16 protein-coding genes are annotated in these 19,333 nt (G+C 36.7%); 5 read left to right on the top strand and 11 right to left on the bottom strand.

The window, feature by feature from the left end; all coding sequences use genetic code 11:
• Positions 1-29: 29 nt before the first annotated feature.
• From DD829_RS00255 to DD829_RS00205, 11 genes are all read right to left on the bottom strand, one after another.
• Complete coding sequence (locus tag DD829_RS00255) at positions 30-1,004, bottom strand: XAC2610-related protein (RefSeq protein WP_116547421.1); 975 nt, start codon at positions 1,002-1,004, stop codon at positions 30-32.
• A 78-nt stretch (positions 1,005-1,082) separates the two neighbouring features.
• On the bottom strand, positions 1,083-3,014 hold the full coding sequence (gene acs / locus DD829_RS00250; RefSeq protein ID WP_262497936.1) for an acetate--CoA ligase: 1,932 nt from the start codon (positions 3,012-3,014) through the stop codon (positions 1,083-1,085).
• Positions 3,015-3,093: 79 nt separating this feature from the next.
• Positions 3,094-4,980: an AMP-binding protein gene (locus tag DD829_RS00245; RefSeq protein WP_108408693.1), complete on the bottom strand. Its 1,887-nt coding sequence runs from the start codon at positions 4,978-4,980 to the stop codon at positions 3,094-3,096.
• 108 nt (positions 4,981-5,088) lie between these two features.
• A complete protein-coding gene (locus DD829_RS00240; RefSeq protein ID WP_108408692.1) occupies positions 5,089-5,448 on the bottom strand; it encodes a response regulator transcription factor in 360 nt (119 codons plus the stop codon).
• A 138-nt stretch (positions 5,449-5,586) separates the two neighbouring features.
• Positions 5,587-6,024: an IS200/IS605 family transposase gene (tnpA, locus tag DD829_RS00235; protein WP_108408696.1), complete on the bottom strand. Its 438-nt coding sequence runs from the start codon at positions 6,022-6,024 to the stop codon at positions 5,587-5,589.
• Between the two features lie 71 nt (positions 6,025-6,095).
• Positions 6,096-8,807, bottom strand: a complete 2,712-nt coding sequence (locus DD829_RS00230; protein WP_410493794.1) for an ATP-binding protein — start codon at positions 8,805-8,807, stop codon at positions 6,096-6,098.
• On the bottom strand, positions 8,800-8,994 hold the full coding sequence (locus tag DD829_RS00225; protein WP_108410728.1) for a hypothetical protein: 195 nt from the start codon (positions 8,992-8,994) through the stop codon (positions 8,800-8,802). Before DD829_RS00225 ends, DD829_RS00230 begins: the two co-directional genes overlap by 8 nt.
• A 78-nt stretch (positions 8,995-9,072) precedes the next feature.
• Complete coding sequence (locus DD829_RS00220; RefSeq protein WP_108410729.1) at positions 9,073-9,300, bottom strand: DUF6814 family protein; 228 nt, start codon at positions 9,298-9,300, stop codon at positions 9,073-9,075.
• Between the two features lie 43 nt (positions 9,301-9,343).
• Positions 9,344-10,924 carry an MFS transporter gene (locus DD829_RS00215; RefSeq protein ID WP_108410730.1) on the bottom strand — a complete coding sequence of 527 codons (1,581 nt, stop codon included), beginning with the start codon at positions 10,922-10,924 and terminating at the stop codon, positions 9,344-9,346.
• A 229-nt stretch (positions 10,925-11,153) separates the two neighbouring features.
• The gene (locus DD829_RS00210; RefSeq protein ID WP_108410731.1) at positions 11,154-12,533 is read right to left on the bottom strand and encodes a porin; all 1,380 of its coding nucleotides are present in this window, start codon (positions 12,531-12,533) and stop codon (positions 11,154-11,156) included.
• 191 nt (positions 12,534-12,724) lie between these two features.
• Positions 12,725-13,141 carry a terminase gpP N-terminus-related DNA-binding protein gene (locus tag DD829_RS00205; protein ID WP_059137148.1) on the bottom strand — a complete coding sequence of 139 codons (417 nt, stop codon included), beginning with the start codon at positions 13,139-13,141 and terminating at the stop codon, positions 12,725-12,727.
• A 160-nt stretch (positions 13,142-13,301) separates the two neighbouring features.
• Here DD829_RS00205 and DD829_RS00200 point away from each other — a divergent pair, with 160 nt between their 5' ends.
• The 5 genes from DD829_RS00200 (at position 13,302) to DD829_RS00180 (ending at position 19,311) form a co-directional block, all read left to right on the top strand.
• Complete coding sequence (locus DD829_RS00200) at positions 13,302-13,898, top strand: GNAT family N-acetyltransferase (protein WP_116547419.1); 597 nt, start codon at positions 13,302-13,304, stop codon at positions 13,896-13,898.
• The gene (gene argG, locus DD829_RS00195; protein WP_108411367.1) at positions 13,870-15,057 is read left to right on the top strand and encodes an argininosuccinate synthase; all 1,188 of its coding nucleotides are present in this window, start codon (positions 13,870-13,872) and stop codon (positions 15,055-15,057) included. The genes DD829_RS00200 and argG overlap by 29 nt, the downstream gene beginning before the upstream one ends.
• Before the next feature lie 253 nt (positions 15,058-15,310).
• A complete protein-coding gene (gene argC, locus DD829_RS00190) occupies positions 15,311-16,276 on the top strand; it encodes an N-acetyl-gamma-glutamyl-phosphate reductase (protein ID WP_185140295.1) in 966 nt (321 codons plus the stop codon).
• Positions 16,277-16,893: 617 nt separating this feature from the next.
• Complete coding sequence (locus tag DD829_RS00185; protein WP_116547418.1) at positions 16,894-18,033, top strand: aspartate aminotransferase family protein; 1,140 nt, start codon at positions 16,894-16,896, stop codon at positions 18,031-18,033.
• A 306-nt stretch (positions 18,034-18,339) separates the two neighbouring features.
• Positions 18,340-19,311 carry an acetylornithine carbamoyltransferase gene (locus tag DD829_RS00180; RefSeq protein ID WP_108411534.1) on the top strand — a complete coding sequence of 324 codons (972 nt, stop codon included), beginning with the start codon at positions 18,340-18,342 and terminating at the stop codon, positions 19,309-19,311.
• Positions 19,312-19,333 lie beyond the last annotated feature (22 nt).

Raw genomic sequence — 19,333 nt, 5'->3', positions numbered from 1 at the left:
GTATCTATTGGAAACCGTTTGATTTTTTTCTAATTAATAATTTCCAGATTTTCTATATTTTCATTTTTAAAAGAATTGTAAACATTTGAGATATTATTTCTCCTCGTTTCGGTTTTAGCATTGATGATGGTTTTTGCCGTATTCACCATAACCTCGATCTTATTATTAAAAATCGTATAACGCACATTGCCACTTTCGAAAGAAAGCGAATTTTCTTTTTTTGAATAGAAAAATACATCACGGTAAAGAAGTTCAATATCTCCGTTTTTTTTAGTGAAAAAATAATACAGATGGTTTGTTTCAGTTTTAATGAGGTACATTTTTTTGTTGTTTTCCAGCGTGTAGGAGAAAAGAATGTATTTACTTACAATATCAGTATCAATGGTTTTGTATTTATAATTGATGTATCTGTTTTTCCATTCTTTAACTGCCGTTTCATAATAAAGACCGGAAGCATCGAGCTCTTCTTCAGATTGTTTCAGAAGAAAAGGTGAGCCATTTTTTATAATGAAATCGGAATATTGATGCCAACAGCAGCCAGACTTAGTCATGACATGAATCTGCTTTTTAGCTTTATCGACATCAAAAAAGCCACAATAGTTTTGGGCTAGATCTGAAAAATCTGCATTTTCAACAAATGTGTTATTTTCATAAAGATAAACCACAAACGACGGACCGCCGTAGCAGCTTTCATAACCATATTTTATTGCAATGTCTTTTTTACCGTCAAAATTAAAATCATCATAGATAATAATACTTTGATGACCATATGGGATTTCTGCAATATTGGATTGGGTATTTTTAAAATCATACTCGCTTAAATTTACCGTTTGCGTGATAAGCGGTTTTTTATTTTTTAAACTAAAAACTTTGAGGATCTGTGATGTTTTGTCTCTTGAGTTTTTAGTAACTGTCGCATAGTAATCTTTAGAAAAATCTGATATTTTATAGTTTTGAGCGTTCAGAAAAACAGTTGAAAATGTCAGAAGAATAAGCTTTTTCATGATGATAAATTGAATTTAAAAATAACAAAAAAACCTCACATTTCTGCGAGGTTATATATAGGTTTTCAGTAAAAAATATTAGATTCTTTCGTTCTTGATTTCTTCAACAATTTCAGGATTTAAAAGGGTAGTGATGTCTCCGAAGTTGCTGAAATCTCCTTCTGCAATTTTTCTGAGGATTCTACGCATGATTTTTCCGGAACGTGTTTTCGGAAGTCCTGAAACAAACTGGATTTTATCAAGCTTCGCAATCGGACCGATCTGATCTGAAATCAACTGATTAATTTCTTTTTTCAGGTTTTCCTTATCTCTGCTTTCTCCGGATTCTTTCAGGATCACGAAACCGTACAGCGCATTTCCTTTGATGTCGTGAGGATAACCTACGATTGCAGATTCCGCTACAGCAGGATGTTCATTGATGCTGTCTTCAATTGGGGCTGTTCCTAAATTGTGTCCGGAAACAATAATCACATCGTCTACACGACCTGTAATTCTGTAATAGCCGACTTCATCTCTCAAAGCACCGTCTCCAGTGAAATATTTCCCCGGAAAAGCGGTAAAATACGTTTCCTTGTATCTTTGATGGTCTCCCCAGATCGTTCTTGCAATTCCCGGCCATGGAAAACGGATGCAGAGATTTCCCGTCACCTGATTTCCGGTAATTTCGTTGCGTTTATCGTCCATCAGAACAGGCTGAATTCCCGGTAAAGGAAGTGTAGCGTACGTTGGTTTTGTAGGGGTAACGAAAGGGAGAGGAGAGATCATAATTCCTCCGGTTTCTGTCTGCCACCAAGTATCTACAATCGGACATTTCTTGTTACCTACATGATCGTTGAACCAATGCCAAGCTTCATCATTAATGGGCTCTCCAACAGAACCGATCACTTTTAACGAGCTTAAATCGTGTTTGTCTACCCATTCTGAACTTTCTTTAGCCAGAGAACGAATGGCAGTCGGAGCTGTGTAAAACTGTGTAATTTTATGTTTTTCAATCACTTCCCAGAATCTGTCCGGTTCAGGATATGTAGGAACGCCTTCGAAAATAACAGTGGTTGCACCGTTTAAAAGCGGTCCGTAAAGGATATAGGAATGTCCTGTAATCCAGCCGATATCTGCGGTACACCAGTAAATATCATTTTCTTTATAATTGAATACATTTTTAAAAGTATACGCGGTGTACACCATATATCCGGCACAGGTGTGAAGCATTCCTTTAGGTTTTCCCGTAGAACCGGAAGTGTACAGAATGAACAGCGGATCTTCTGCATCCATAATTACGGTAACGAAATCCGGAGAGGCGTTTTCGTAAAGATCTTCCATCCAGAAATCTCTGTGCTCCTTCATTTTCACTTCATTGTTGGTTCTTTTTACCACCAAAACTTTTTCTACGCTCGGTGTTTTTTCCAGAGCTTCGTCTACAATGCTTTTAAGATCTAAAACTTTGTTTCCTCTGTAGCTTCCGTCTGAGGTGATGACCATTTTTGCACCGCAGTCATTTACTCTTGAAGAAACTGCCGATGCCGAAAATCCTGCGAAAATAACGGAATGAACGGCTCCCAGTTTTGCACAAGCCAGCATTGTGATGGCTAATTCAGGGATCATGGGAAGATAAATGCAGACTCTGTCGCCCTTTTCGATGCCCATTTCACGAAGAACATTGGCGGTTTTGTTCACTCTTTTATAGAGTTCGTTGTAAGAAATATGCTGTGCTTCTTCTTTTGGATCGTTCGGTTCCCAGATGATTGCCGTTTTATCGCCTCTTACCGCTAAATGTCTGTCGATGCAGTTTTTGGTAATATTTAATTTAGCATTTTTAAACCACGAAATTTTGGCTTCATTCATATCGTATTTCACAACCTTGCTCCATCTTTGATACCACACGAAATTTTCATCTGCAATTTTGTCCCAGAATTTTTTAGGATTTTTGATCGATTTTTTATACTCTTCAAAATATTGCGGTAGGTTTTCTATCTGATAGTTTCTCATATCCTTTCTTTTTTGAAATTTTATTATTTAAATTTTTAGTCTATTTTAAAATCTGTTTAAACTTTTGTGGTTAATCCTGAAATAGTTTAAACAATTTTATATTTTATCTTCTGTAATCTCCAATTTTTTCCTGAATTTCTTCAATGATCTTTTCATCATCAATCGTCGACGGAATCTGGAATTCTTTTCCGTCCAGTAAAGTTCGGATCAGCTTTCTTAAAATTTTTCCTGAACGGGTTTTAGGTAAGCGTTTTACAACCATCACATTTTTAAGACAGGCAACAGCCCCTATTTTTTCTCGGACTGTTTTTACGATATCCTTTTCTACTTGATCTTCGGAAATAGATGAACCGTTTTTTAAAACAACCGTTGCAAAAGGAATCTGTCCTTTCAGCTCATCATCAATTCCTACAACAGCGCATTCTGCAACATCAGGATGAGAGGAAACAATTTCTTCCATTTCTGAAGTGGAAAGACGGTGTCCTGCAACATTAATAACATCATCCACTCTTCCGGTAATGAAAATGTAGCCGTCCTCATCTTTTATGGCTCCGTCTCCGGAAAAATAATAGCCTTTGTACTGCGAGAGATAGCTTTTCTCAAAACGGTCATTATCTTTCCAGATTCCCAATAAAGCTCCGGGAGGAAGCGGTAATTTTATAACTAAATAACCTTCATGATGCGCATCCAGTTCATAGCCGTTTTCATCGAAAATTTTAATATCATAGCCGGGAATTGGTTTTCCTGCGGAAGCTCTTTTTATTTTGTATTCTTCATTAAAAGTCATTAAACCCAACATGGGTGAACCGGATTCTGTCTGCCACCAGTGATCGATTGCCGGAACGCCGATGTGTTCTGCAAACCAATCCAGAGTGGCAACATCACATCTTTCTCCTGCTAAAAACTGCTTTTTGAAGTGGCTTAAATCATACTTTTTCACCAATTCTCCATTCGGATCTTCTTTTTTGATGGCTCTGATTGCAGTAGGAGCGGTAAACATGGCTGCTACTTTATATTCGGAAATAATTCTCCAGAATGTTCCCGCATCGGGCGTCATAATAGGTTTTCCTTCAAAAATAATCGTTGAATTTCTGTTGATTAAAGGACCGTAAACGGTATAACTGTGACCAACTGCCCATCCGAAATCGGAAGCTGCCCAAAAAGTTTCTCCCGGTTCGATTCCATAAATATATTTCATTGAAAACTTCAACGCGGTGGCGTAACCTCCTGTATCTCTTGCAACACCTTTTGGTTTTCCCGTTGTTCCGGAAGTATACAGCAAATAGAGTGGATGAGTGGATTCCACCGAAACGCAATCCGCAGGTTCTGAATCCTGTACCAATTCTTCGTAATCAATTAATCCATCAAACATTTCATGTTGATTATCAACCAGTTTTCTGTTGTACACAATGATGTGGTCTACTTTATCCTGAGCCAGTTCGATCGCTTTTTCTACCAAAGGCAGATAAGGAATTCTTTTTGCGATTTCGACTCCTGCGGTTGCCGTAATTAATGCTTTTGGTTTGCAGTCGTCAATTCTCACCACCAGTTCATGCGGCGCAAAACCTCCGAAAACCACATTATGAATGATTCCGATTCTTGCACACGCAAGCATGGAAAACAAAGTCTGTGGAATCATCGGCATATAAATAACGGCGGTATCGCCTTTTTTTAAACCTAAAGAAATTAATCCTCCTGCCAATTTTGAAATTTCTTCTTTGGCTTGATTGAAGGTGTAGGTTTGCTTTTGGTTCGTTACCGGAGAATCGTAAATAACTGCAACCTGATCTCCAAAACCCTCTTCAATATGTTTATCAATACATAAATAGCACATATTGAGTTTTCCGTCCGGAAACCATTGGTTGTAGTGGTTTTCGTCATTAGAAGTAATGGTTTTCGGAAATTCAAACCAACTGATTTCCTGAGCCTGTTCTTTCCAGAAATTCTCTTTGTCTTCTATGCTTTGCTTAAATAAAATATCTGTATTCATATTAGTTTTTGTGTTTTTGTCATTGCGAGGAGCGTAGTGACGAAGCAATCTTTTAATATTTTGTTGAGATTGCTTCACTTCGTTCGCAATGACGGTGTGTAAAATGTATTAAAACATTTCTTCTATCTGCTGCATGAGTTTTTTTATTGAATAAGGCTTTGTAACGTAAGCATCGGCTCCCATTTCCAGACCTTTTTCGATGTCTTTCGGATTGTTTTTGGCACTTAGGAAAATTACTTTTGTATCTTTCAGTTTTTCATCCTGTTTAATGATTTCTAAAGTACTGTATCCATCAAGATTCGGCATCATAATATCCAGTAAAATGACGTCGGGAGTCATTGTTTTCAGGAATTCCAGGACTTCTGTTCCGTCTCTTGCAATAAATACATCGTATCCGTTTTTCTTAAAGCTGTATTCCAGCGACATTAATATTTTGTGCTCGTCATCGGCAATGATTATCTTCTTCATATTGTGGTTGTCTTATTGTTCAACTGCATTGTTTTTTTGTTTCTTTTGGAGAACCCGAAGGGTTCAATTTAAATAGCCGTAGGTGTAACCTATGGAATAATGATTCGTATCAAACCAACCCGTAAGGGTTGAATTTTATTAATTTAATTCCGGCTCGATTCCATGTTCTGCTAAAAGTTTTTTAAATTCGTCATCAAAAGTCTCTGCTTTATGGTGATGTTTCTGATTTTTTATATAATTTATTATTGTTTCTTTATCCTTTAATGAATAGGTAAACGCTCCATATCCTTCCTGCCATCCTGAAAATTCAGGAAATAATCCCGATTCTTTCATCCATAAATTGGATGCAACTTTTATATCTTTTACAAGGTTGCTGAGAGTGATATTCGGATGAACGTCACAAAAAATATGAATGTGATTCGGCATTCCGTTAATTCTATATAATTTACACTTTTTATTTTTTAAAATTCCCCAAATATATTTGTATAGCTCTGATTCATTTTCTTCATTAATTGTTTGTTCCCGATGCCTTGTTCCGAAAACAATATGATAAAATATTTGTCGATACGTTCCCATTTTTTTTTTTTTTTTTTATTATTGAACCCTTCGGGTTCCGGCATCATTTTATTCATCTGTTTCCATGGGTTTCACCTAAGGCTATTTAAATTGAACCCTTCGGGTTCTCCTCCTTCTTGTTCTTTTGGCAGGGCAATCGTAAAAGTAACACCCAATCCGCTGTTTTCTGCTTTTATGGTTCCGCCCTGAGCTTCTGTGATTTTTTTTGAAATAGCCAGTCCCAGTCCGCTTCCCGTTGGTTTCAAAATATTTTGATTTTTCGACTGGTAAAATTTATCGAAAATCATTTCCAGATCCTCTTCGGGAATATGCTTTCCGGTATTGAAAATTTTAATGATTAACCCATCTTCTGTTTCTGATAATTTGGTCTGAATAGTTCCCTGTTCATCCGTAAATTTCAAAGCATTTCCTAAAATATTCTGAAAAAGCTGTATCATTCTTGCTTCATCATATTTAAATAAAAACTGATTGAGAAGATTGACTTCACTCAGATGAATATTTTTCTGCTGAATAAGATGCATAAGAGGGTTGACTGCTTTTTTGTACGTTTCAAGAATATTATTTTCCTGAATGTGCAGTACGATTTCACCATGCTGCAATTTGTCCAGATACAGAATATCGTTGATGATCTCACTCAGCCTGTCGGATTCTGTGATGATGTTGTTTAAAAATTCCTTTTTAATTTCCAAAGGAATATCGTCATCATCGGCTAAAATTTCTCCGGCGGAACGGATGGCGGTAATCGGGGTTCTTAATTCATGGGCAACAGAATCCAGAAAATCGTCTTTCTGACGGTCTTTGATGATGAGGTTTTCATTGGCATTTCTCAGATCATCGGATAACTTCTGTAGCTCTTCCGATTGTTCGGTAAGCTTTTTATTAAGCGTGATGGTTTCTTTTGATTCTTCAAGAATGTTTAAAACTTCCTTTAAAGAAATTTTATCTTCTTTGGTTACCCCTTCGATAAGGATTTTGGCAGAAGCCGTTCCGATTCTACCCGCAAGAAGGTTTTCGGAGAACTTAATAAATCTGGAATCGGCGGTTTCCGTCTGCGAATCAATATTATATTTTAAATTAAAAATTCTTAATGCTTGTTCCGTTTTGTTTTTACCTAAAAATCGTTCCAGAATATTTTTAATGTCGGAAACGTAGGCTGTTCCGCGCCAGATAAAAGCATTTTCGTGGTTTTGAATGTACTTATCAATGTCTACATACAATTCAGCAAAATTTCTTTCACGGTAATTGCCTTTGGTGCTCACCGAAATGATAGAAAATAAAGCAGTGTTCACTAAAAGCGACCAGAAGAAAATTTGTGGGATTCTACCCAGAAAAGAAATTTTAAAAAAGTCAAAAGCGTCATAAAGCTCTCTTAAAACACCTTTAAATTCCTGATTGTAAGAGAAGTAGTATTGTGGAATGATTAATCCGAAATAGCAGATTGCCAATCCTGCCAATAAACCGATAACAGCACCTTTATAACTCCCTCGTCTCCAGAAAATAGCTCCGAAAAAAGCAGGTGCCAATTGAGCAATGACAACGAAAGAAATGAGTCCGACAGAATCCAGCGAAGTTTTTAAAATAAAGTATTTGTAAAAACCAAAAGCCATGATAATCAGCGCAAAAATGCTGAATTTTCTGATGTTGGTAATATTTCTGGTATTCTGAACTTCGTTTTCAGATTTAAATTTACCCAAAAGTCCGTAAGGAATGATCAGATTATTGGAAAGCATGATGGATAAGGTGATCGCGGAAATAATAATCATCGAAATGCATGAGCTTAAACCTCCCAGAAAAACCAAAACCGTAATTAAGGTATTGTCAAAATACTGCGGAATCAGGATAGAGTAGAACTCCGGATTGACGTTCTGTCCATTAAAAATCAGTCTTCCTCCCCATGCAATAGGAAAAATGAAAATCGTAAAAATCAATAAATACAGCGGAAAAAACCAGATGGCTGTTTTGATGTGTTTTTCCTGTCGGTTTTCTACGATTGCGGTATGAAACTGTCTTGGAAGAATACAGATTGCTGTTCCGGAAATCATGCAGAGCACCATCCAGTTCATAGCGCCTTCAATACCGTTGAACGTATTTTTTTCTTTAAAATCTTTGAAAAGACTTGCCTTTTGGTAAATATCCGAGAATCCGTCAAATGCAAAGTAAATAACGAATAATCCTAAAATAATGATAAAGAACAGTTTAAGAAAACTTTCCAGTGCAATAGCGGAAATTATTCCCAAACGTTTTTCCGAAGCATCAACATAACGTGTTCCGTAATAGGATGAAAATAAAGCAATTAAAACAACAACGAAAGTTGCGTTATCCGTTAAAATGTTTTTAGAAATCGCTGTTTTGGTTACCAGATGAAAAGTTTCAGAAATAGCCTTGATCTGCAAACCAATGTACGGAACAATTGCCAAAAGACAAACCACCGTAATAATTGCGCTGAAACTTCTGCTGTTCCCATATCGTAAAGAAATAAAATCAGCTAAACTGCTGATCTTATTCACTCTAGAGATTCTTACAATCCTTGTGTTGATGTAAATCCATGCAGGAATTACCATAATCGGTCCCACATAAATCGGAAGATAATTAAGTCCGCTTGTTGCCGCCACACCAATGCTTCCGTAGTACGTCCATGCGGTACAGTACACGGCGAGGGAAAGCGCGTAGATGTAAGGATTGTTGATCCAAAGCTTGCTCTTTTTCTTCTCCGCCAGATGAGCGACTAAGAACAAAAGTGCCAGATAAAACAAAACTACGGTGAATAAAGCGAAACTACTCATCATATTTTTTTACGATTACAAAAGAAATAATGATGGAAACCATCCAGACAGCGAAAATATAAACCAGAATCATCGGGTAACCGAAAACTTCCAGGTCATTGTTGAAAAGCAACGAAACAGGAATGCTGAAGGCTATCAGAAGTCCGATGCTCAGAATGATAAGTTTTTGTTCGTGTCTTTTTTTCATATATGATAATTAGATGAATGATAATTGATTATCTGACATTTTTGTATCATCAATCAATTATCATTCATCATCAATAGATTAAACTTTATCGTCAGAATATTCCCCAATTAGTGCATAGTAGCCAAAAATTGCCATTCCGCCGGAAATAATCGGCATCAGTACACAAAGGATAATGACTCCAAAAACCAGATCTTCCTGTTTTCCTGAGGTGATTTTTGGAATTCCCATTACTGTAATTCCGAAATATCCTACAACTAATGCAATGGCGATCCAGAGTACGCCTAATATTTTTTTTAGTCCGTTCATTTTAGTAGTTTTAAAATTAATAAATTTTTAAGTGATTCAGGGATTAATCGTGAATATTATTGTTCTTATTTTTTAGATAAATTAATCCGACTAAAAGACAGACTCCAGCAACGCCTATAGGATACCAAAGTCCTTCCAGATACCATTCAGGATGTCCTCCATCTTTTCCTGTGGTTACGAGATAAGTGGCAACAGCAGGAAGCAGCCCTCCAAAAACTCCGTTTCCGATATGATAAGGCAATGACATCGAGGTGTAGCGGATTCTTACCGGGAACATTTCAACTAAAAATGCAGCAATAGGACCGTAAACCATCGTTACAAAAATCACCTGAATAAAAACTAAAAATACAAGATACCATTTTGTGCTGTCGTTGATCTTTATCGATTTAGTTACTTTTGCTTCTTCTGCTTTTCCGTCTTTCATCACAGGTCCGGTTGGAGACCAGTGTACAATGCTGTCTTTTTTAGCTAAAGTTCCGTCCGTGAAAAGCGTTTCTTTGTGGAAAGTGATTAAACTGTCCGTCGCAATTTTGTCATGAATTTTTGACGTTCTTTTTTCAACCAGACCGCTTTCTGCAACGGTTTTGGATTTTAAATCAACGCTTTTAAACATATTGTCATAAATCGGTCTGTATGCGAAAATCGCGATCAGCATTCCGGTCATCATGATTGCTTTTCTTCCAACTTTATCAGAAAGCCATCCAAAGAAAACGAAAAAAGGAGTTCCTAAAAACAAAGCAGTTGCCATTAAATAATCCACCTGAATCGATTCAATATTCATCACTTTCTGAAGGAAGCTCATCGCATAAAATTGTCCTGTATACCAAATTACCCCTTGTCCCATTGCTGCCCCGAATAAGGCAAGAAGAACAAATTTGAAGTTCAGTTTGTTTCCGAAACTTTCCTTTAACGGATTTTTGGAAGTTTTTCCTTCACTTTTAGCTTTGGCAAAAAGCGGAGATTCTTTCATGTTTTTTCTGATGATGTAAGAAACCCCCACCATTAATATCGAAATCCAGAACGGAACTCTCCATCCCCAACCGTCAAATTCCTCAGTGGAAAGAGTGGTTTTTGTCACCATAATTACAATAAGTGAAATGAAAAGTCCGGCTGTTGCGGTAGTCTGGATCCATGAAGTCCAGTAGCCTCTTCTTCCGGGTTGTGCATATTCTGCCACGTAGGTCGCAGCTCCTCCATATTCTCCTCCTAAAGCCAATCCCTGTAATAATCTTAAAATTAATACCAAAACAGGAGCCATAAATCCTATAGTTTCATAACTGGGAATACATCCGATAAGGAATGTAGAAAATCCCATAATCAGTAAAGTAACTAAAAAAGTATATTTTCTCCCGATAAGATCACCTAATCTTCCGAAAAACAGCGCTCCGAAAGGTCTCACGACAAATCCTGCGGCAAAAGTAGCTAATGTAGATAAAAATGCTGCAGTAGGATTATCTGCCGGGAAAAATTTAGTAGCCAGTACAACGGCAAGACTTCCGAAAATGTAGAAATCGTACCATTCGATCAGTGTTCCGAGAGATGATGCTGTAATGACGCTCCAGATCGTACGATTCTTTTGCTTATCCGTCATATTCTCGTAGCTTATTTCATTGTTATCGCTCATATGCTTTAATTTTTGATGTTAGTTTAAGTTGATTGGATTTTGATAGTTTTTGTTTTTTATCGCAAGGACACAAGGAAAATTTTAAATGCTTTATGTTGTAAGGCGCAAAGATTTTATCTTCGATAAAATTTAAAAGGGACTTGCTGAAAATCTTTGATTTTCTTGCGTCTTAAAAACGTTCAGGTTTAAAAAAAACTTTGCGATTGTAAAAAAATAATGATTAATATTTTTATAAATAAATCTGGAACTGTACAATGAATTCCCCTTTTGAAGAAGGGCTTTCCGTAGGGCTCGTATAAACCGGTCTTGTTGAATACTGTGTGGTAATTTTCGCATGATGACCGTCTATGAACCAGTTTGCACCCACATCAAACTGTGACGAAGATTTGTCAAATGCTTCAAAATTCTTGTGAGTATATGCTGCGAAAGGCTGGATTCTGATTTTCGGTTTTTCTGCCTGACTTGGCAATAGCAATCCGGCTTGTGCATAGATAATATTCCCTGTTCCGATGGTCGGCTGTAGATTTCCTACTCCTGCAATAGCTTTGCTTCCCGTAAAATTCGGATCAGAAGCAGCAATGTTCATAATTCCTAAATTTCTCACGTAATTCGGACCAAACTGATAGTTGTAATAACCTGCATACGCGGAAACTGCCATTTTATTTTTAGCATTTCCCAAAGGAATATCTGCAAAAGCATCTACAGCAACAAGCGTAATGTCATGCTTTTCAATGGTGGAATTTACAGAAGTTCGGGTTCCGTCTTTTTGATGGTAAAATCCTGCGCCAAGATTAAAAACTTTTTTGGTTCCCAGATAAGAACCCACTTTGAAAGGCAATACATTGGATTCTTCATCTAAAAACTGATACTCTACATATCCGGCTTTTGAAAAATTGGGGTTTCCGTTGTTGTCCACGGCAACCGCTTTAGCAGGATCGGTAACATTTACCGGAGTTAAATCCGTTGCAAAAGGTTTGTTTAAGCTGAAACGGTATTCCAGTTTTCCGTATTTACCTTTCGCAAACATTCCCAGTTGTCTCGCAAACTGATCAGAATTGTCGATTAAAGGCCATGTAAAAATAGGGGAGTCAACCGTAAGGAAGTTTAATGTTGATGCCATCGTCATTCGGGAAAGTCCCATGTAGTAATGAAGTCCCGCCCCTAAAGACAAGGTAAATTTTCCTGCTTCTCCGGGTAAAAATACAGCGTATTCGTTCCATGCATCATGGAAAAAGAGCTGCGGTTTTTTACCGTTTCCATAACCTCCTGTTCCTGAAGTTCCCGAACCGCCTCCATTGATAAATGTCTGATTGTTAATCCCAAAATGCGCTAAGATCATATATCTTTTGGAAATCTGAGCGTACGCCAAAGTACGTAATCTCCTGTTTCCCAGACTCCATGAATTGTCTGTGGGTTCTCCGCCAACCATACTTCCCGGATTCATCTGCGTGTTCCTCAACCAAAACTGATCCCATAAAATGAACCTGACATATTTATCGCCCTGCTGATTGAGATTAATTTTTAATCCGCTTCCGTAATCCGGCGAACCTTGAGCGTGTAAAGAATTGCTGATTAAAGCCAATCCAATAAAAGTGATTAATTTCTTCATAAATTATCAATTTTTGGCGTTGTTTTTTGTGAAAGCCAAATTGTAATTAAAAATTTATTTAAAGAAATTTAATATATATTAATGGTAAGTATATAGATAGATCTTAAAGTTCTAAGTCTTGAGTTTAGTATTTATTGGTATTGAGCAGGATTTTAAATTTTCAATTCATTTATTTTCAATTGATTTTGTAGTTATTTCTTAAATCTCTCCCATTTGATGAGCATATATTTGTCTGCAAACTGAGTGATAATTAATCCTGAATTCTTCAGATTTTCTTCTTTGCTCATGTAGTCAATCAGTTCATTTTGTTTTAGGATTTTATACACCGGATGAAATTCAGAATGCGGAGGTCTTGTAATATTGTATTTCTTGATCCATGAACTGATCGTCACATGAGAAACGCCAATAATTCTTTCAATTTCACGAAAACTCAATCCCTCGAGATAGAGCTGTAAAGCTTTGGTTACGTAGTAATCATCTATTTGTTTTCCCAGTTTTTTTACCGTGAAATAATAGTTGCAATCTTTGCATAGAAAGCGTTGTTTGTTGTTTACAATTCCGCTTTTAACCACTTTGTCTGTGTTGCATTTCGGGCAGCGATTTTCCATAAATATATCTTTTTAGCAAATATATAATAATTTAGCAAAATATTAATTTCGTGTAAAGATAAAATTACCTGTATATTAATTTAATTCAATAAAATTATCTTTTTTATTTGGTTTTAAAAGAAATTATATTTTAAATTTGCCAAAAAATTTAGATAAATAAATGGAAATAGAAATTTCCTCATCCATGCATCTGATGTATGTGAGTGAAATACAGCAGGAAATGTACGATTCTGCACAGCGCAGAGGAACGGGGATTGCCAAACGTTCCATAGAATACCTCAGTAAAAAAATTACTGAAGGTAACGCTGTAGTCGCCACCGATAAAGGAAAGTGGGTGGGTTTCTGTTATATAGAAACATGGTCTCACGGTCAGTTTGTTGCCAATTCCGGGCTTATTGTCTCTCCCGAATTCAGGCATTTGGGAGTGGCAACCTTAATCAAGGACAAAGTATTCGCTTTGTCCCGAAAAAAATACCCAAACGCTAAAATTTTTGGATTAACTACCGGTTTGGCAGTCATGAAGATCAACAGCGATTTAGGATATAAACCCGTTATTTATTCTGAACTTACTCAGGATGAAGAATTCTGGAACGGCTGTAAAAGCTGCGTGAATTATGATATTTTAATGAAAAAAGAACGGAAAAACTGCCTTTGCACAGCAATGCTTTTCGTTCCCGATAATACAAAAAACAGCACTGAAAATAATCAGTCTGAAAACAGATACAATAATGAGCAAGAAAGTAGTTTTAGCATTTAGCGGAGGTCTCGATACCTCTTACTGCGCCAAATATCTCAGCGAAACACTGGGATATGATGTGTATGCAGTTACTGTAAACACCGGAGGTTTTTCCAAAGATGAAGAAAAAGAACTGGAGAAAAAAGCCCTGAATCTTGGGGTAAAAGAATACAGGTGCGTTGATGCTCAAGAAGATTATTACAATTCTTGTGTAAAATATCTGATTTTCGGTAATGTTCTGAAAAACAATACCTATCCTCTGTCTGTAAGTGCGGAGCGTACCATTCAGGCGCAGGAAATTGCAAAATATGCGATTGAAATCGGCGCGGATGCAATTGCGCACGGAAGTACGGGAGCGGGAAATGATCAGGTTCGTTTTGATCTCATTTTTCAGGTAATGTGTCCGAATTTAGAGATCATTACGCCCATTCGTGATATGGCTCTTTCCCGTGAAGAAGAAATCGAATTTTTGAAAAGTCACGGCTATGAAATGGAATTTCAGAAAGCACAATATTCTGTGAATAAAGGACTTTGGGGAACTTCAGTTGGTGGAAAGGAAACACTGACTTCAAGAAATTATCTTCCTGAAGAAGCTTTTCCGTCACAAATTAAAGAAAATCAACCCTCTGAATTGGAAATTGAGTTTAAAAATGGTGAAATTATCTCTGTAAACGGAGAAAGTTTTGAAAATCCGGTTTACGCGATTCAGAAAATCGAAGAATTGGCTTCGGCTTACGGAATCGGGCGTGATGTTCACGTAGGAGATACCATTGTCGGAATTAAAGGAAGGGTAGGTTTCGAGGCAGCGGCGGCTTCAGTGATTATCAAATCCCATCATTTATTAGAAAAACATACGCTTTCAAAATATCAGCAGATGATGAAGTCCCAATTATCCGACTGGTACGGAAACTGGCTTCACGAAGCACTTTTCTTAGATCCTGTGATGAGAAATATCGAGTCTTTCCTTATTGATTCTCAAAAAACAGTCAGCGGAAAAGTATTTGTAACCCTCCATCCTTACCGATTTATCTTAAACGGAATTGAGTCTGAACATGATTTGATGTCAGACAAATTCGGAAGCTACGGAGAAGCAAACAAGGCATGGACAGGCGAAGATGTAAAAGGCTATACAAAGATTGTTAGCAATTCTTTAAACATATATCATCAGATCAATAAATAAAATTTGGGCAGCTTTATCCGCCTGTAGTTTATCCTGAGCTTGTCGAAGGATAACAGTCTTTTATTCGTCCTTCCACCTCACAAAAGGATTTCCGTTCAAGTCGGGCTGCGAGAGAGTCGAAGACCAATGAACCCGAAGGGTTCAATACGAATAGCCGTAGGTAAAACCTATGGATTAAAAGATGAATATAAACAAAGAACCCTAAGGGTTCAATAACAATAACCGTAGGTGAAAACCTATGGAAAATAATAAAATGAAAAAGAAAATAGGAATCATCGGAGCCAACGGTTACACAGGAAGCGAACTGGTTCGTCTGTTGGTTCTTCATCCCAATGTATCATTGAGTTTTTTATATAGCCGTTCAAATTCGGGAACAAAAATTTCAGATTTGTACCCGGATTTAACGACGGTTTGTGAAATGGTTTTAACGGATCAGCCTGAAGAAGTCGATATTCTGTTTCTATGCCTTCCTCACAAAGAAAGTCAGAATTGGCTGATTCAGAATTCTGTAAAAGATGAAACAGTGGTGATTGATTTAGGGAACGATTTTCGCCTCGATGGAAATTTCGGAAACAGAAATTTTATCTACGGATTACCTGAAATCAATAAAAAACAACTTTCAGGGGCGAAAAGCATTGCCAGTCCTGGATGTTTTGCCACAGCAATTCAACTCGCTCTGCTTCCTTTAGCTCAAAAAGGTTTGTTGAATGAAGTATATACAACAGGAATCACAGGTTCCACAGGTGCAGGTCAGTCTTTACAGGCAACGACCCATTTTACTTGGAGGAACGATAATATTTCGGCGTATAAAACTCTGAAACACCAACATGTAGATGAGATTTTACAACAATTAGTTTCTTTTAATATCAATGAAGTTAGTCTCAATTTTATTCCATGGAGAGGAGATTTTGCGAGAGGAATTTTTACAAGTTCCACCGTGAAAACAGATGCAGAACTTTCAGAAATCTATCAGTTGTTTGAAGATTTTTATGCAGATGAACCTTTTGTACAGGTAAGCGAAAAAGCAATTGATTTAAAACAAGTTGTCAATACCAATCGCTGTGTGATACAGATTGAAAAATGTGGGAATGTTGCGGTCATTCACTCAGCGATTGACAATTTGTTGAAAGGCGCTTCCGGACAGGCAGTTCAAAACATGAATATCGCCATGGGCTGGGAAGAAAATTCAGGATTGGACCTGAAGCCTCTTGCATTTTAGAGGTGAATTCAGAATGTGAATTGTCAATAAGTCAATTGTGAATTTTTACAGCATAATTTAAAACGACCTAGGAAACGGAAGCGTTAAGAAATTTTGAAGAATTTCCGTTAAAAAATTTCTTCTGTTTGAGTGGCGGGACAAAAAACTCTTGAAAAAACGAATTATTGCTTTCCGCCCGAGTTTAGAAATTTTAGGAAATTATTTAAAATTTTAGCCGGAGTTTCCAGTCTTGAACTTTTGTTTCTTTTGTTTCAAGACAAAAGAAATCAATTAAATTAAAAATATTAAAAATCAATTCATTAATTGCGATGGATTGGGAGGGAAATTTAGAATTAATCTTAAAAATGACCTAGGAAAATGGAGCGTTAAGAAAATTGAAATTTAATCCGTTAAAAAATTCCCACTGTTTGAGCACGAGACAAATTCTCAATCAAAGAACAAATAGTCAATTCGTGCGAGTTTTGGGGATTTTAGGATTCAATTTAAATTTTTAGCAGAATTTTCCAGTCTTGAATTTTTGTTTCTTTTGCTTCAAGGCAAAAGAAAAATTAGAAAAGAAAAATTTAAAGATGATGTTGTAAAAACTAGCAACTATCAATCAAAAACAATCAACTAAGATGAATTTATTCAACGTATATCCATTATTCAACATCAATCCGGTAAAAGCACAGGGATCATTTCTCTGGGATGATAAAGGAGAAAAATATCTTGATTTTTACGGAGGTCATGCGGTGATTTCTATTGGGCACAATCATCCCCATTATCAAAATCAATTAAAAAGTCAATTAGATAAAATATCATTCTATTCAAATTCGGTTCAGAATGAATTACAGACTGAACTGGCGGGAAAATTAGGAAAACTTTCAGGCTTGGAAGATTACAACTTATTTTTATGCAATTCAGGAGCAGAAGCCAATGAAAATGCCTTAAAACTGGCTTCTTTCCACAATGGAAAAAATAAGGTACTGTATTTTTCAGGTTCCTTTCACGGCAGAACTTCGGCGGCAGTTTCGGTGACGGACAATCCAAAAATCGTAGCTCCGGTAAATTATGATGAAAGATTCATTAAGTCTGAATGGAACAATATCGAACAGCTTGAAGAAGTTTTTGAAAAACAGGGAAATGAAATTTCATCCGTCATCATTGAAGGAATTCAGGGAGTGGGTGGAATTATGATTCCAACAGTTGAATTTTTAACTAAAATCAAAGAATTGTGCGGAAAATACAATGCTGTCTTGATTTTGGATGAAGTTCAGTCGGGATATGGAAGAAGCGGCTATTTCTTTGCACATCAGGAATTTGGGATTGAAGCAGATATCATAACCACTGCAAAAGGGATGGGAAATGGTTTCCCGATTGGTGGCGTTTTAATTCATCCGAAGTTTCAGGCAAGTAATGGTTTATTGGGAACGACTTTCGGAGGAAATCACTTAGCTTGTGTAGCGGCAATTGCGGTTTTAGACGTCATGAAAGATGAAAATCTCATCGAAAATGCTCAGAAAATGGGCGAATATATTGAAAATGAAATTAAGGATTTTCCACATATCAAAAACATCCGAAGGAAAGGTTTGATGATTGGGATTGAACTCGACAGAGACTGCTCGGAAGTGAGGAACAGCCTTTTGTACAATCATCATATTTTCACAGGAAACTCTAATGATAAAGCGGTCTTAAGGATTCTTCCGGCGCTTAATATTAAAAAAGAAGAAACGGATCTATTCATAAATGCTTTGAAAGAAGTATTGGAGAATATTTAACCTGTGAAAATTATGTGGTCTGTCATTCAGAACATAAACTGAAGGTTTACGAACGAAGTTCAGAAGTGTAGTGAAGAATCTCTTTTATAATATTAATAGATTCTTCCTTCGTCAGAATGACAAACACAATTATCATTAGCTGAGTAGAACGCCCTTGCGAACGAAAATGTTTTCAAGTTAAATAAAAAAAACTTTGCGACCATAGCGTTAAAAACTCAATCAAGTAGGTAAGATAAAAAATCTTTAAAATCAATTCAAAATGAAATGGATATTCCATTTGTCCATTAAAAAAATAAAAATTACCAAATGAAAAAATTCACCTCTGTAAGCGATGTTGAAAACTTACAACAAATCATAAAAAAAGCTCTACAAATTAAAGAAAATCCTCTTTCGGAACCCGAAAAAGGAAAAGGAAAAACTATTGGACTTGTATTTTTAAATTCAAGTTTGAGAACCCGTTTAAGCAGTCAGATTGCAGCACAGAATTTAGGATTAAATGTTTTAACCTTAAACGCAGTACAGGAAGCATGGAACTTAGAATTTGCGGATGGTGCAGTGATGAACGGAGATACGGTAGAACATATCAAAGATGCGATTGAAGTATTGAATCAATATTGCGATATTATCGCCGTTCGTTGTTTTGCAGGAATGAAAAGTAAAGAAGATGATGTGAATGAAAGCATTTTAAGCCAGTTTGAGCAGCATGCAAAAGTTCCGGTTATTTCTCTGGAATCTGCGACACGTCATCCTTTGCAAAGTCTGGCAGATTGCATCACCATTACCGAAAACTGGCACTTCGACAAGCTCAGTGTAAACCGTAAACCGAAAGTGGTTTTAACCTGGGCGCCTCACATCAAACCGATTGCTCATGCGGTAGGAAATTCTTTCGCAGAATGGATGCAGGAAATGGATGTAGATTTTGTCATTGCCAATCCGGAAGGGTATGATTTAGATAAAAACTTTACAAAAGATGTGAAAATTATTCATAATCAGGAGGAAGCGTTGAAAGATGCCGATTTTATTTATGTGAAAAACTGGTCGTCTTTTGATAATTACGCAGCAATGCCTGAAGTAAAAGAAAACTGGATGCTGACGAATGAAAAACTGAAAAATACCAATCAGGCAAAGGTAATGCACTGTCTTCCGGTTCGCCGTAATGTAGAGTTGAGTGATGAGGTGATGGATGGTGAAAATTCAATCATTTATCAGCAGGCAAAAAACCGGATTTTCTCTGCACAGGCAGTGTTTTCGGAAATTTTGGATGAGTTGAATGCATAATACAATCAAACCTAACAGGTTT

Source organism: Chryseobacterium sp. HMWF035, from assembly GCF_003094695.1.
Classification (GTDB): Bacteria; Bacteroidota; Bacteroidia; order Flavobacteriales; family Weeksellaceae; genus Chryseobacterium; species Chryseobacterium gambrini.
The sequence above is the reverse complement of the archived record's forward strand: the minus strand, read 5'-3'. Positions and strand labels throughout refer to the sequence as shown.